Source organism: Roseisalinus antarcticus (genome assembly GCF_900172355.1).
GTDB lineage: Bacteria > Pseudomonadota > Alphaproteobacteria > Rhodobacterales > Rhodobacteraceae > Oceanicola > Oceanicola antarcticus_A.
The window spans coordinates 105551-118187 of the sequence record NZ_FWFZ01000001.1; the positions used below are offsets into that span (position 1 = coordinate 105551).

The 12637-nt window shown below is 69.6% G+C and carries 16 protein-coding genes; 8 read left to right on the forward strand and 8 right to left on the reverse strand.

What is annotated here, in order from left to right; translation table 11 throughout:
- Position 1: 1 nt before the first annotated feature.
- Positions 2-1144: an FAD-dependent monooxygenase gene (locus ROA7023_RS00500; protein ID WP_085877045.1), complete on the reverse strand. Its 1143-nt coding sequence runs from the start codon at positions 1142-1144 to the stop codon at positions 2-4.
- Position 1145: 1 nt separating this feature from the next.
- Positions 1146-1568: an RNA polymerase-binding protein DksA gene (gene dksA / locus ROA7023_RS00505; RefSeq protein ID WP_085877046.1), complete on the reverse strand. Its 423-nt coding sequence runs from the start codon at positions 1566-1568 to the stop codon at positions 1146-1148.
- Positions 1569-1758: 190 nt separating this feature from the next.
- Here dksA and ROA7023_RS00510 point away from each other — a divergent pair, with 190 nt between their 5' ends.
- The 5 genes from ROA7023_RS00510 (at position 1759) to ROA7023_RS00525 (ending at position 6124) form a co-directional block, all read left to right on the forward strand.
- A complete protein-coding gene (locus ROA7023_RS00510) occupies positions 1759-2598 on the forward strand; it encodes an AAA family ATPase (protein ID WP_085877420.1) in 840 nt (279 codons plus the stop codon).
- Between the two features lie 322 nt (positions 2599-2920).
- Entirely contained in the window at positions 2921-3373 is a 453-nt protein-coding gene (locus tag ROA7023_RS00515; RefSeq protein WP_085877421.1) for a GNAT family N-acetyltransferase, read from the forward strand.
- Entirely contained in the window at positions 3370-4719 is a 1350-nt protein-coding gene (locus tag ROA7023_RS00520) for a DUF2927 domain-containing protein (protein ID WP_370739180.1), read from the forward strand. Before ROA7023_RS00515 ends, ROA7023_RS00520 begins: the two co-directional genes overlap by 4 nt.
- 41 nt (positions 4720-4760) lie before the next feature.
- The gene (locus ROA7023_RS24695) at positions 4761-4931 is read left to right on the forward strand and encodes a hypothetical protein (protein ID WP_200812427.1); all 171 of its coding nucleotides are present in this window, start codon (positions 4761-4763) and stop codon (positions 4929-4931) included.
- A 5-nt stretch (positions 4932-4936) separates the two neighbouring features.
- On the forward strand, positions 4937-6124 hold the full coding sequence (locus tag ROA7023_RS00525; RefSeq protein ID WP_085877048.1) for a vWA domain-containing protein: 1188 nt from the start codon (positions 4937-4939) through the stop codon (positions 6122-6124).
- A 24-nt stretch (positions 6125-6148) separates the two neighbouring features.
- Here the strand turns inward: ROA7023_RS00525 and ROA7023_RS00530 are convergent, their stop codons facing one another.
- A complete protein-coding gene (locus tag ROA7023_RS00530; RefSeq protein WP_085877049.1) occupies positions 6149-6328 on the reverse strand; it encodes a hypothetical protein in 180 nt (59 codons plus the stop codon).
- Between the two features lie 147 nt (positions 6329-6475).
- Between ROA7023_RS00530 and ROA7023_RS00535 the strand changes: the two genes are divergently transcribed.
- Positions 6476-7165, forward strand: coding sequence for a M48 family metallopeptidase (locus ROA7023_RS00535; RefSeq protein WP_085877050.1), 690 nt, complete (start codon positions 6476-6478; stop codon positions 7163-7165).
- Positions 7166-7201: 36 nt separating this feature from the next.
- Here the strand turns inward: ROA7023_RS00535 and ROA7023_RS00540 are convergent, their stop codons facing one another.
- The gene (locus ROA7023_RS00540) at positions 7202-7582 is read right to left on the reverse strand and encodes a VOC family protein (protein ID WP_085877051.1); all 381 of its coding nucleotides are present in this window, start codon (positions 7580-7582) and stop codon (positions 7202-7204) included.
- A 68-nt stretch (positions 7583-7650) separates the two neighbouring features.
- Between ROA7023_RS00540 and soxR the strand changes: the two genes are divergently transcribed.
- Both soxR and ROA7023_RS00550 read left to right on the forward strand, forming a co-directional pair.
- Positions 7651-8100, forward strand: coding sequence for a redox-sensitive transcriptional activator SoxR (gene soxR / locus ROA7023_RS00545; protein WP_085877052.1), 450 nt, complete (start codon positions 7651-7653; stop codon positions 8098-8100).
- Positions 8101-8131: 31 nt separating this feature from the next.
- Positions 8132-9328 carry a pyridoxal phosphate-dependent aminotransferase gene (locus tag ROA7023_RS00550; RefSeq protein ID WP_085877053.1) on the forward strand — a complete coding sequence of 399 codons (1197 nt, stop codon included), beginning with the start codon at positions 8132-8134 and terminating at the stop codon, positions 9326-9328.
- Here the strand turns inward: ROA7023_RS00550 and lpxB are convergent.
- From lpxB to fabZ, 4 genes are read right to left on the reverse strand one after another with little or no spacing between them, the layout of a single operon-like run.
- Complete coding sequence (lpxB, locus tag ROA7023_RS00555) at positions 9325-10485, reverse strand: lipid-A-disaccharide synthase (RefSeq protein ID WP_085877054.1); 1161 nt, start codon at positions 10483-10485, stop codon at positions 9325-9327. The two genes, ROA7023_RS00550 and lpxB, sit on opposite strands and share 4 nt — an antisense overlap.
- Positions 10482-11279: an LpxI family protein gene (locus ROA7023_RS00560; protein ID WP_085877055.1), complete on the reverse strand. Its 798-nt coding sequence runs from the start codon at positions 11277-11279 to the stop codon at positions 10482-10484. The genes lpxB and ROA7023_RS00560 overlap by 4 nt, the downstream gene beginning before the upstream one ends.
- 38 nt (positions 11280-11317) lie before the next feature.
- Positions 11318-12100 (reverse strand): acyl-ACP--UDP-N-acetylglucosamine O-acyltransferase, encoded by a 783-nt coding sequence (lpxA, locus tag ROA7023_RS00565; RefSeq protein WP_085877056.1) that lies wholly within the window; start codon positions 12098-12100, stop codon positions 11318-11320.
- Complete coding sequence (gene fabZ, locus ROA7023_RS00570) at positions 12097-12564, reverse strand: 3-hydroxyacyl-ACP dehydratase FabZ (protein WP_085877057.1); 468 nt, start codon at positions 12562-12564, stop codon at positions 12097-12099. Before fabZ ends, lpxA begins: the two co-directional genes overlap by 4 nt.
- Between the last annotated feature and the right edge of the window lie 73 nt (positions 12565-12637).

Genomic DNA, 12637 nt, shown 5'->3' on the forward strand with positions numbered 1-12637 from the left:
TTCAGACCGTCACGTCATGCCCGTAAAGCCAGTCGAGCCGCTTCAGGAACGCCTTGGGCGCCACGGTTCCGATCCCTCGCAGCGCGGTTAGCGACACGCTGCGGCGCAGCCCGCCCAGATGGTAGTTGACCGCGTTGCTGTTGGCGGCGGAAATCGCCCGGGCCACGCGGGGCCGCCGACGCTGACCGTAGAGCTCCAGCGTCCCGTCGGCCCAATCGGCGGCCAGGCACCAGGCATCCTCCAGCGCGAGATTGGCGCCCTGGGCCAGGAACGGCAATGTCGGATGCGCCGCATCCCCGAGCAGCGCCAGACCGCCGCCGGTCCACACCTTCGCAACCGGATGCCGGAACAGGCCCCATTGCATCACGTCCTCGGCCTTGCCCAGCCGGCCGGTCACCCGCCCCGAGAGCTTGTGGAACGCGTGGCGCAGGACCTCGGGATCGGCCCGCAGGTGCCAGCCCTCCGCCGTCCACTCGCGCCGTTCCAGCACCGCCACGATGTTGAGCCGCCCGCCCGGCACCGGATAGGTGACGATGTGGCGCCCCGGCGCCATCCAGATCCGCGCGACCGGATCGGCATCCTCGGCCGGCACCACGCAGCGGAACGCGACCTGGCCTGTGAAGAACGCCGCATCCGCGCCATTGAGCACCGGGCGCGCCACCGAATTCAGCCCGTCGGCGCCGACGGTCAGCGCGGGGCGCACGGTGCCGCGGCTGTCCTCGAAGGCGCCGTCGGGTCGCAGGGACTCGATTCGCTCGCCAAGACGCAGGGTGACCCCCGCCGCGCGGGCGCCGGTCGCCAGGATGTCGATGAGATCGGCGCGGTGAAAGAACCGGTAGGGCGGGCCGGACAGGGCCGAAAGATCGAACCGCGCCACCCGCTCGCCGCTCAGACCGTCCATCGGCTCCACCGCCCGGGCGGTGATCCCGCGGGCCGTCGCGGCCTCTCCCAGCCCGAGAGCGTCGAGAACCCGGGCGCCGTTCGGAGTGATCTGGATGCCCGCGCCGACCTCGCGCAGTTCCTTGGCCTGTTCGTAGACGGTCACCTCTGCCCCGCGCCGGGCAAAGGCCGTGGCCGCCGCCAATCCGCCTATCCCGCCGCCAAGGATGGCGACGGTGCCAGAGGCGCGCGACGGCCCGGTCACATCAGGTGTCCCGATGAACCTTCTCGCGGCGCTCGTGACGCTCCTGCGCCTCGAGGCTCATGGTTGCGATCGGGCGGGCCTTGAGCCGCTTGATCGAAATCGGCTCGCCGGTCATCTCGCAATAGCCGAATTCGCCCTCGTCGATGCGCCGCAGGGCGGCGTCGATCTTGGACACCAGCTTGCGCTGACGATCGCGGGTCCTGAGTTCCAGCGCGCGGTCGGTCTCTTCCGAGGCCCGGTCCACGACGTCCGGAATATTGCGTGTCTGGTCCTTCATGCCCTCGATCGTGTCGCGGGTATCCTCCAGAAGATCCGAGCGCCATTCGAGCAACTTCCGGCGGAAGAACTCGAGTTGCCTGTCATTCATGAACGGTTCGTCTTCAGCGGGCTGGTAGTCATCCGAAATGAACACTTCGGCCTTCATATTATCTTCCCTCGCATCGCCTTCATCTGGCTCTTGCAGGTGACCAGTCATCCGGCATCCCCATAATATATCGGTCGTTTACTCCCCTTCCCCCAGCCTGTCACCCCCCAATTCGCCTTGGCGACAAGAGTTGAAGAGAACGCAGCAACCGCTAGACTTCATGAGGGAAACAATCATCATGGACAGCCCCGTGAAGTTCACCGGAACCGCCGATTACGTCGCCACCGACGACCTGACAATCGCCGTCAACGCGGCCGTCACGCTGGAGCGGCCGCTGCTGGTGAAGGGGGAGCCCGGAACCGGCAAGACAGAGCTTGCCCGGCAGGTCGCCGGCGCGCTGGGGCTGCCGATCATCGAGTGGCACATCAAGTCCACGACCCGCGCCCAGCAGGGGCTCTACGAATACGACGCGGTCAGCCGCCTGCGCGACAGCCAGCTGGGCGATGCCCGGGTGCATGACGTGTCCAACTACATCCGGCGGGGCAAGCTGTGGCAGGCCTTCGCCGCGCCCGACCGGGTCGTGCTGCTGATCGACGAGATCGACAAGGCCGACATCGAGTTTCCCAACGACCTGCTGCAGGAGCTCGACCGGATGGAGTTCCACGTCTACGAGACCGGAGAGACCATCCGCGCCGAGACCCGGCCCATCGTCATCATCACCTCGAACAACGAAAAGGAGCTGCCCGACGCCTTTCTGCGCCGCTGCTTCTTTCACTACATCCGCTTTCCCGATGCCGACACGATGAAGCGCATCGTCGCCGTCCACCACCCCGGCATCAAGGAGGCGCTTCTGACCACCGCGCTCACCCGGTTCTACGAGCTGCGCGAGACGCCGGGCCTCAAGAAGAAGCCCTCGACCTCCGAGGTGCTGGACTGGCTCAAGCTGCTGCTGGCCGAGGATCTGGCCCCGGAGGACCTCAAGGGCGGCGGGCAGGACGCCCTGCCCCGGCTGCACGGTGCGCTGCTGAAGAACGAGCAGGACGTGCACCTGTTCGAGCGCCTGGCCTTCATGGCGCGGCGCGAGCGCTAGGTCCGCGATGGCGCGGCGCGAGCGTTTGGCTTGGGGCAACGCGCCGGGCCTGCGACGGCCCCGCACCTTCCCCAACAAGGGACAGATCAACATATTGTAGCCGGGTGGCCGAGGCCCCCAAGAAACCTGAGTCTTCCGGGCCACGCCCCGCGCAGATCCGCGGCGCGGGCGCAGTTTTCGCGTGATCCGGGCGCCGTGCCTTGGCCTTATGGCCCTGTTCCCAGCCGGCCGCGGCAGCGTCCCGGCCAAATCAAAGGGGGCCCCAGTCCGCTGGCAGGTCGGGCTGAAGGATAGAAGGAGCAGAGGTTTGACCAAGGCAAAGATGCCGGTCGAAATCCGCCCGCTGACCGCCGCCGACAGGTCGGCGTGGCAGGGGCTTTGGACGGCCTATCTGGAGTTCTACGGCACCGCCGTGCCGCAAGAGGTCCAGGACACCACGTTTGCCCGGCTCATGGGCCGCGACGCGCAGGATTTCCACGCGCGGCTCGCGCTGGTCGACGGCAGGCCCGTGGGCCTCGTGCATTACCTCTTTCACCGCCATTGCTGGCGGATCGAGAATGTCTGCTATCTGCAAGACCTCTTTGCCGATCCGTCCGTACGGGGCCAGGGCGTCGGCTGTGCCCTGATCGAGGCGGTCTATGCCGAGGCCGATGCCGCCGGGGCGCCCAACGTCTACTGGCTGACACAGGATTTCAACACCAACGCCCGCTGGCTCTATGACCGGGTCGGGCGGCTGACCTCGTTCATCAAGTACGAACGGGCCCCGACCTCATGAGGTGGATGGCCGCCGTCACCGCGATGTTGCTGGCGTCCTGCGCGCCGCTCGACACGCCCGCCCGGGCGCCGGGGCTGGAGGCGTCGCTGCCGCCGATGCGCACCTTTGCCGCCGCCGGCTCGTCGATCCCCCTGCGGCCCAATTCCGAGATCGCGCGGGATTTCCTCGACCTGTCCTTCCAGATGGAGAGCGGCCGGACCCTGCCCGCGCTCACCCGGTTCGAAGGGCCGATCAGCGTGCGGGTCACCGGGGCGGTTCCAGCCACCCTTCCGGGGGACCTGTCGGCGCTTCTGGGGCGGCTCCGGCGCGAGGCGGGGATCGACATCGCCCTGACCAATGGCGACACGGCCTCGATCACGGTCGTGGCGATCCCCTCGGCCACGCTTCAGCGCGCCGTGCCGCGGGCCGCCTGTTTCGTGGTGCCGCGGGTGTCCTCCTGGGAAGAGTTCATGGCCGTGCGCCGCTCGCCGCAGGTGGACTGGACCACGCTCACCCGCCGCGACCGGGCCGCCATCTTCGTGCCCTCGGACGTCGCCCCGCAAGAGATCCGCGATTGCCTGCACGAGGAGCTCGCTCAGGCGATCGGCCCGCTCAACGACCTCTACCGTCTGCCCGACAGCGTGTTCAACGACGACAACATCCACGCGGTGCTGACCGGTTTCGACATGCTGGTGCTGCGGGCCTATTATGCGCCCGAACTTCAGAACGGCTTGAGCCGGACCCAGGTCTCGCGCCGGTTGCCCGGCCTGCTCGCGCGGCTGAACCCCGCGGGCGAGGCCGGCGGGCGCAGCCGCGCCACCAGCACCAGCCGCGACTGGGTCGAGGCCATGCAGACCGCGCTGTCCCCCGGCACCGCGCCCGCCAGCCGGCGGCAGGCCGCCGCCACCGCCATCGGCATGGCCCGCGCCTTCGGCTGGTCCGGCGCACGCGAGGGCTTTGCCAACTACGCCTATGGCCGGCTGCTGGTGGGCTATGACAGCCCCGGCGCCTACACCGCCTTCGTCGCATCGGCCAATGCCTATGCCCAAAGCTCGCTGATGCGCATCCATTCGGCGCATGTGGCGGTCCAGCTTGCCGCCTTCGCCCTGCAATCGGGGGATGCGACTAGGGTGCTGGCGCTGGTCGACCCCGCGATCCCGGTCGCGGCCGAACACGAGAATGCCGCCCTGCTGGCGACCCTGCTGATGTTCCGGGCCGAAGCGCTGGAGATGCTGGGCCGCGACGCAGAGGCACGGGCCGTGCGTCTGGACAGCTACGGCTGGGCGCGATACGGCTTCGGCTCCGATGTAAACGTCCTGGCCCGCGAGCGCGAGGTGGGCGGGCTCCGGCCCTCTCCCCGCCTCTGATCGAGGCGCCCGGGGCAGACCTCAGCCACGGAAGCGCTGCCATGATCTACCCTCTCTCTGGCCTCCTGCTGGGCGCGATCGGCGGCGCCCTCGCCGCGCGGCGCAAGGGCGGCAAGACCGCCGACCTGCTGCAATGGGCCGCCGTCTGGGCGATGATCTGCGCCATGATCGGCCTTTTCATCCTGGTCTTCATCGAACGGGGCAATACCTGACGGCCATGCTGCTGCCGTTCTTCGATGCCCTGCGCAGCCACAAGGTTCCGGTCTCGGTCCGCGAATTCCTGACGTTCCTGGAGGCCCTGCGCCGGGACCTCGTGACCTATGACGTGGACGGGTTCTATTACCTCGCCCGCAGCGCGATGGTGAAGGACGAGCGCCACATCGACCGCTTCGACCGCGCGTTTGCCAGCGCCTTCGGCGGGCTGGCGCAGATCACCCCCGCCCAGGTCCTCGCCGCGCTCGACCTGCCGCCCGATTGGCTGGCGAAACAGGCCGAAAAGCACCTGACGCCCAGCGAGATGGCCGAGGTCCGGGCGCTCGGCGGGTTCGAGACGCTGATGGAAACCCTGCGCCAGCGCCTGGCCGAGCAGGAGGGCCGGCACCAGGGCGGCTCCAAATGGGTCGGCACCGCGGGCACCTCGCCCTTCGGCGCCTACGGCTACAACCCCGAGGGCGTGCGGATCGGCCAGGACGAGAGCCGTCACCGCCGCGCGGTCAAGGTCTGGGACAGGCGCGAGTTCCGCAATTTCGACGACGGGGTCGAGCTGAGGACGCGAAACATCAAGGTGGCCTTGAAACGGCTGCGCAAATGGGCCCGCGACGGGACCCATGAAGAGCTTGACCTCGACGGCACGATCCGCGCCACCGCCCACAACGGTTATCTCGACGTGCAGACCCGGCCCGAGCGGCGCAACGCGGTCAAGGTGCTGTTGCTGCTGGACGCGGGCGGCTCCATGGATCCGCATGTGAAGGTGGTCGAGGATCTGTTCTCGGCCGCGCGGGCCGAGTTCCGCAACCTCGAACATTTCTACTTTCACAATTGCATCTACGAGGGGCTTTGGCGCGACAACCGGCGCCGCTGGAACGACACGACGCCCACCCGGGACATCCTGCGCACCTACGGCCCGGATTGGAAATGCATCCTGGTAGGCGACGCCTCCATGTCGCCCTACGAGATCGCCGTCCCCGGCGGCGCGAACGAGCACTGGAATACAGAGGCCGGCCAGGTCTGGCTGGAGCGTGTCCGCGACCAGTGGCCCGCCCACCTGTGGATCAATCCTGTTCCCGAGGCGCAGTGGGGCCGTACCCAGTCCATCGCAATGGTCCGCGAGGTCTTCGGGCCCGATCGCATGGTCCCGATGACCCTGGACGGCATCGACCGCGGCATTCGCACCCTGGGACGATGACGCGCGCCCGTCAGGCCCTGCCCGTCAGGACCGGGATGCCTGCTGCCCCTCCGAGCCCTTGCCCCCGTGCCGCTCGGCGATCTTGCCGAGCAGCGCCTCGAGCCGGGGGGCCGGCGCCGAGGGCGGGCTGAAGGCCTTGCGGAGGCCGTTCGAAATGGCTGCCTTGTCTGCGTCGCGCTCGTCCATCGTTTCGCCTGACTTCATTGCGTGCGTCTCCGGTTCCGTCGCGACGGCCAGTCGGCCGACGGATGTAAGGATCAATTCCGAACAGCCGGAACGGTTCCGAAAAAAATCGCGCGGCGGCGGTCCCGTGACACTTTTCCCACGCCCCGCCGGCCCCATATGTTGTAGGTGATCAAAGTCGCCCCGATCCTTCTGGCCGTGCTCTACGGCTTCGCCATGTACCGCTTTTCGGTGTGGCGCACCGCGCGTGAGCTTGACGCGCGGTCGACCGAACTTGCCGACGTGCGCCTGCGCGAGGCGATGGCGCACATGGCGCGGGCGCTGGATGTCGAGCGGATCAAGGTCTTCATCTACGAGATTTCGCCGGTCAATGGGCTGGCCGCGCCCGATGGCCGGATCTTCATCACGCGGGGCTTCTACAATCGCTACCGCGCGGGCGAGGTCACGGCCGACGAGATGGCCAGCGTCATCGCCCATGAGCTGGGCCATGTGGCCCTGGGCCATTCCCGCAGGCGGATGATCGACTTTTCCGGCCAGAACGCGATCCGCACGGCGCTGGCGATGGTGCTGAACCGCTTTCTGCCCGGCGTCGGCGCGATCGCGGCCGGGGCGCTGACCTCGCTGCTTGCGGCGCGGCTTTCGCGGGCGGATGAATACGAGGCCGACGCCTATGCCTCGGCCCTGCTGATGAAATGCGGGATCGGCACGGCCGGGCAGAAGTCCCTGTTCCAGAAGCTGGAGCACTTGACCGGCTCGACGGGAGGCGCCACCCCGGCCTGGCTGCTGAGCCATCCGGCCACCGCCGAGCGTATCACTGCGATCGAGGCGAACGAGGCCCGTTGGCAGGCCGACACCTGACGGTGCCGGCCCCGCGCCGGGTGGCGGCCGCGGCCGTCAGGCGTAGCTGACCACCTCGATCTCCACCCCGTTCTCCTCGCGGAAATAGAACCGGCGGCCGGGCTCGTAATCGGCATGGCTGTGGGGGCTGTATCCCTTGTCGCGGACCAGCGCCTCGACCCGGTCGAGATCGTCGACCACCACGCCGATATGGTTCAGCCCGCCTTGCGTCCGGTAGGTGTCGCCGGCCGTGCGATCGGCACCACCCGGTGCCGCATAGACCACCACATAGGATCCCTCGTCGCCCACATGCACCGACCGCCCGTCGTGGATCGCGCCGCCGGACCAGCGCACCGTCCAGCCGAAGAGGTCGCACAACAGGGCCGCCGTCGCATCGGGATCGGTCACGGTCACGTTCACATGTTCCAGTCTTGCCATCGTCTTCTCCTTGCGTTGCAGTTGCGACTCAGGGTGTAATTCCTCAAGTAAACTTGAGATCAAGCACAATGTCCGCCCTGCCCCACAGCCTCACCATCGGCGACCTCGCCGCCCGCACCGGCCTCGCCGTCTCGGCCATCCGCTTCTACGAGACCCACGGCATCGTGAAGCCGGTCCGCAACGCCGGCGGCCACCGGCGCTATGGCCGCGCCGACATTCGCCGTCTGTCCTTTGCGATGATCGCCCAGCGGCTGGGCTTTCCGCTGTCCGAGATCGCCGCGCACCTGACCGCCCTGCCCGATCACCGCGCCCCGTCCCGCGCCGACTGGACGCGGATCAGCGATGGCTTCCGCAGCCAGATCGACGCCCGGATCGGAGAGCTTGAACGGCTGCGCGACAAGCTCGACGGCTGCATCGGCTGCGGCTGCCTGAGCCTTGCCAGTTGCGCGCTCTACAATCCCGAGGACAGGGTCGCGGCGCGCGGTCCTGGGCCGCGGCTGGTGCTCGATCCCGATTGACGAATCGCCGCCGGTTTGGCCCAAGCGCCGGATGAACCTGTCACAGCGCCTGGCCCAGATCTCGCCCGGCGGCTCCAACGGCCGGGAGGTGTTTCACCGCGCCCGGGCGCTGATCGCCTCGGGCGTCGCCGTCGCCGACCTCACGATCGGCGAACATGACATCCGCACCGATCCCGCGATCCTTGCCGCGATGGATGCCTCCGCCCGAGGCGGGCACACCGGCTATTCCAGCGTTGCCGGCATCCCCGCCCTGCGGGCCGAGATCGCCGGCCGCATCGCCACGCGGACCGGCGTGGCGACCACGCCCGAGAACATCGTGGTGACCGCCGGCGGGCAGGCCGCGCTTTTTGCCGCGATGTTCGCGATCGGGGCGCCGGGCGACGCCTGCGCCTTCATCGACCCTTACTACGTGACCTATCCGGGCACGATCCGCAGCGCCGGGCTGGTGCCGCGCCCGATCGTGACCGAGGCGCGGGACGGCTTCCTGCCCCGGCCCGAGGACCTGCTGGCCGGGACCGCCGGCGCCCGGGGCCTGCTGGTCAACACGCCGAACAATCCCACCGGCGCGGTCTATCCCGACGCGACCCTTGCCGGGGTGGCCGACGCCGCCCGCGCCCATGACCTCTGGCTGATTTCGGACGAGGTCTATGACACCCAGGTCTGGACCGACCGGCACACCAGCCTGCGGGCCCTGCCCGACATGGCCGCGCACACGCTGGTCGTGGGCTCGCTGTCGAAGAGCCATGCGATGACCGGCAGCCGCCTGGGCTGGATCTGCGGACCGGAGGAGGCGGTGGCCCATATCGTCAACCTCTTTGTCCACCTGACCTACGGCATCCCCGGTTTCGTGCAGGATGCGGGGCTGTTCGCGCTGCAGCAGGGCGCCCCGTTCGAGGAGCGGATCGCGGCCCCCTTCGCCCGCAGGCGGGCGCTGGTCGACGCGGCGCTGGCGAGGACCTCTGCCGTGATAGGCCTGCCGACCCAGGGGGCGATGTATGCGATGCTCGACGTCCGGGCGACGGGGCTCTCGGGTCTGGCCTTCGCCGAGCGGCTGCTGGAGGCGGAACGGATCGCGGTGATGCCGGGGGCCAGCTTCGGCGCGGCGGCCTCGGGCCATGTGCGCGTGGCGATGACCATCGACGACGCGGCCCTGGCCGACGCCCTCGCCCGTCTGGTGCGCTTCGCCGAAGCCGAGGCGGCGGCCGCCCGCACGACGGCCATGTCCTAGCCGACCCCCGGCCCCAGCCCGTCCAGCACCGCCGCCGCCGCCCGAAGTCCGGGCGCGTCGCCGCCCCGGCCCAGCCGCGTCATGGTCAGCGCCATGGCCGCCCGCTGTGCGCCCGGATCGTCGAGCACCTGCCCCAGAGCCTCGGCGATCGGGCCGGGCTGGCAGGCCGTTCCGATGAATTCCGGCACGGTGCGGGTCTCGGACACCAGGTTGACCAGCGTGACCGTATCGATCCGCAGCATTCGGGCCACGATGGCGCGGCTGACCGCGCTCATGTCATAGGCGATCACCATGGGGGTCTCTGCCGCCGCCAGCTCCAGCGACACCGTGCCCGAGGCCGCAAGCGCCACGTCCGCGGCCCGGAACGCCGCCCGTTTCTCGGCCCCCGGATCGCCCGCATCGCGCGGGTCCAGCAGGATCGGCGCCCCCGGCCAGTCGGCCGAGAGCCCGGCCACGAGGTCCGCCACCGGACCCGCCGCCGGGATCACCACCCGTGCCCCCGGGCGCCGCTCAAGGACCAGCCGCAGCGCCGCGCCGAAACGGTCCGCCAGGCGCAGGACCTCGCCGCGCCGAGAGCCGGGCAGCGCCAGGATCAGCGGTGCGTCGCCAAAGCCCCGGGCCTCGCGAAAGGCCTGCGCCTCCGCCTCGGTCGCGATCGCCTCGGCGACGACCGGGTGGCCGACGAAATCGCAGCGCAGGCCCACGGCCTCCATGTAGGGCGGCTCGAACGGCAACAGCGCTAAGACCTGGTCGACCTTGCCGACCATCTTGCGCGCCCGGCCGGGCCGCCACGCCCAGACCGAGGGGGCCACGTAGTGGACGATCCGCACCCCCGAGGCCGCCTTGACCAGCCGCGCGACGCGCAGGCAGAAATCCGGCGAGTCGATGGTGATCAGAACGTCTGGCCGGGCGGCGATCACCGCCTCCGCCGTCTCACGGATCCGGCGCTTGAGGTGGCGGTATTTCGGCAGGATTTCGGCGATGCCCATCACCGACAGCTCCTCCATGGCAAAGCGCGAGGTCAGCCCCTGCGCCGCCATGAGCGGCCCGCCGATACCGTCGAAGGTGACGTCGGGCCGCAGGTCGCGCAGCCCGGCCATGAGCGCACCGCCCAGCTTGTCGCCCGAGGGCTCTCCGGCGATTACGAAAACCTTCATCCGCCATGCTCCCGCACCCAAAGCGTCAGGCCCGCCGCGGCACATCCCGCGATGACCTTGTCGCGGTCGAGCACCATGACCCCGCCCGCCTCGATCACGATGGCCCGCAGGCCCGCCCGCGCCGCGCCGGCCACAGTGCCGGGGCCGATCACCGGCAGGTCGGCCCGCCTGTCCTGGCCCGGTTTTGGCGCCTTGAACAGCACAGCACCCGGCGCCGCGAGCCCCGCAAGCATCGCGTCGGTGCCGGCGGGGCCTTCGGTCGCCAGCACGGCCCCGGCGTCCACGACACAGGCCTGGCCGATATCCGCCGCGCCCATCCGTGCGACGGTGGCCTCGCCCAACCGGGCCGCCGTCTCCAGCGCGGTGTCCGGCACGGGCCCTGCCAGCACACCGGATGGCGGCAGCAGGTCGCCGGCGATTTCGTGCGCCGCGACCACCGACAGCCCGGCGCCCTCAAAGAACGCGATGAAGGCGCGCAGCGTGCCGTCGTCGCCCCGCGCCATGGCGGCGACCAGTTCCGGCACCAGGGGGGCGGTCGCCGCATCGATGGCGGCCGGATCGACCTCGGGCCGGGTCATCGCGCCGGCCATGCAGAGCCGCGTGACCCCCCGCGCAGCCAGATCGGCCAGAAGGCTGCCGAACGACTCGATGCGAAAATCCAGCCGGGGCAGCGTCGCGGGCACCTCCGGCGCGACGCCGCGCATGACGCAGACCAGAGGCGTCTCGCCCCGCCGCATCAGCCGGGCGCAGATCTCGCCCGGCAGCGCCCCCGTCCCCGCGATCAATGCCAGCATCTGCGCTCCGTCCGCTCCGTTCGCTTGTCCGACGGCCCCTAGCCGGGCGTCAGGAATGACCGGTCCGTGTCGCCGAGGATGAAATCGACCATCTCGCGCACCGGGTCCGAGGTCGCCTCGTCCTTCAGGCGGTGAGCGCGGTCCAGAAACGTGCCCTCGCCGTCGCGCAGCATCTGGAACGCCGCCCGCAGCGCGGTGATATCGTCACGCGCCACGCCGGCGCGCTTCAGCCCGACCAGGTTCAGCCCGTCGAGCACGCCGCGCGGCCCCTGCACCAGCCCGTGGGGCAGCACGTCCTTGGTGACCATGGTGACCGCGCCGATGATCGCGCCGCGCCCGATGCGCACCCATTGGTGGATTCCGCAGAGCCCGCCGATGATGACGTCGTCCTCGATGATGCAATGGCCGGCCACGGCGGAGTTGTTGACCACGATCACCCGGTTGCCCACCTGGGCGTCATGGGCGATGTGACAGCCGGCCATGAACAGCCCGTCATCGCCGATCCGCGTGATCCCGCCGCCCTGGGCGGTGCCGGTGTGGATCGTCACATGCTCGCGGATCCGGGTGCGGGCGCCGATCACCAGCCGCGTCTCCTCGCCGTCGAACTTCAGATCCTGCGGGATCTCGCCGACCACGGCGAAAGGAAAGAGCGTGCTGTCGGCGCCGATCTCGGTCCGGCCGCTGACGACCACGTGGGATTTCAGCTCTACCCCCGCGCCCAGCCGAACCTTGGGGCCGACCACGCAGAACGGCCCGATCCGGCAGCCCGCGCCGATCTCGGCCCCCTGTTCGATCACCGCGCTGGGGTGGATCTCGCTCATGCGGGCGGAAGCTCCATCATCGCGGTGAACTCGGCCTCGCAGGCGAGCTCTTCGTCGACGGTGGCGCGGCCCTTGAAGCGCCAGACCTTGGCGCCGGCCTTGCCGCGCGTGGTCTCGATCGCCAGCCGCAGCTGGTCGCCGGGGATGACCTTGCGACGGAACTTGCAGCCGTCGATCCCCATGAAATAGACCAGCAGGTTGCCCTCGGTCAGGCCCAGCGTGGTGCCGACCATGACGGCGGCCGTCTGCGCCATCGCCTCGACGATGGTGACGCCGGGCATGATCGGGTTGCCGGGAAAATGGCCCTGGAAATGGGGCTCGTTCATGGTGACGTTCTTGAGGCCCACGGCGCGGGTGGTCCGCTCAATGTCGACCACGCGGTCCACCAGCAGGAATGGATAACGGTGCGGCAGGATCGCCTGGATCAGGTGGATATCTGCTTCGGTCGGCGGGGCGTCGGTCATTTGGCGGCTCCTTCGGCGTCACCGCGCCTCGTTAGCAACGCGGCCCCCCGGGGGCAAGGCGGACGCGCGAGGC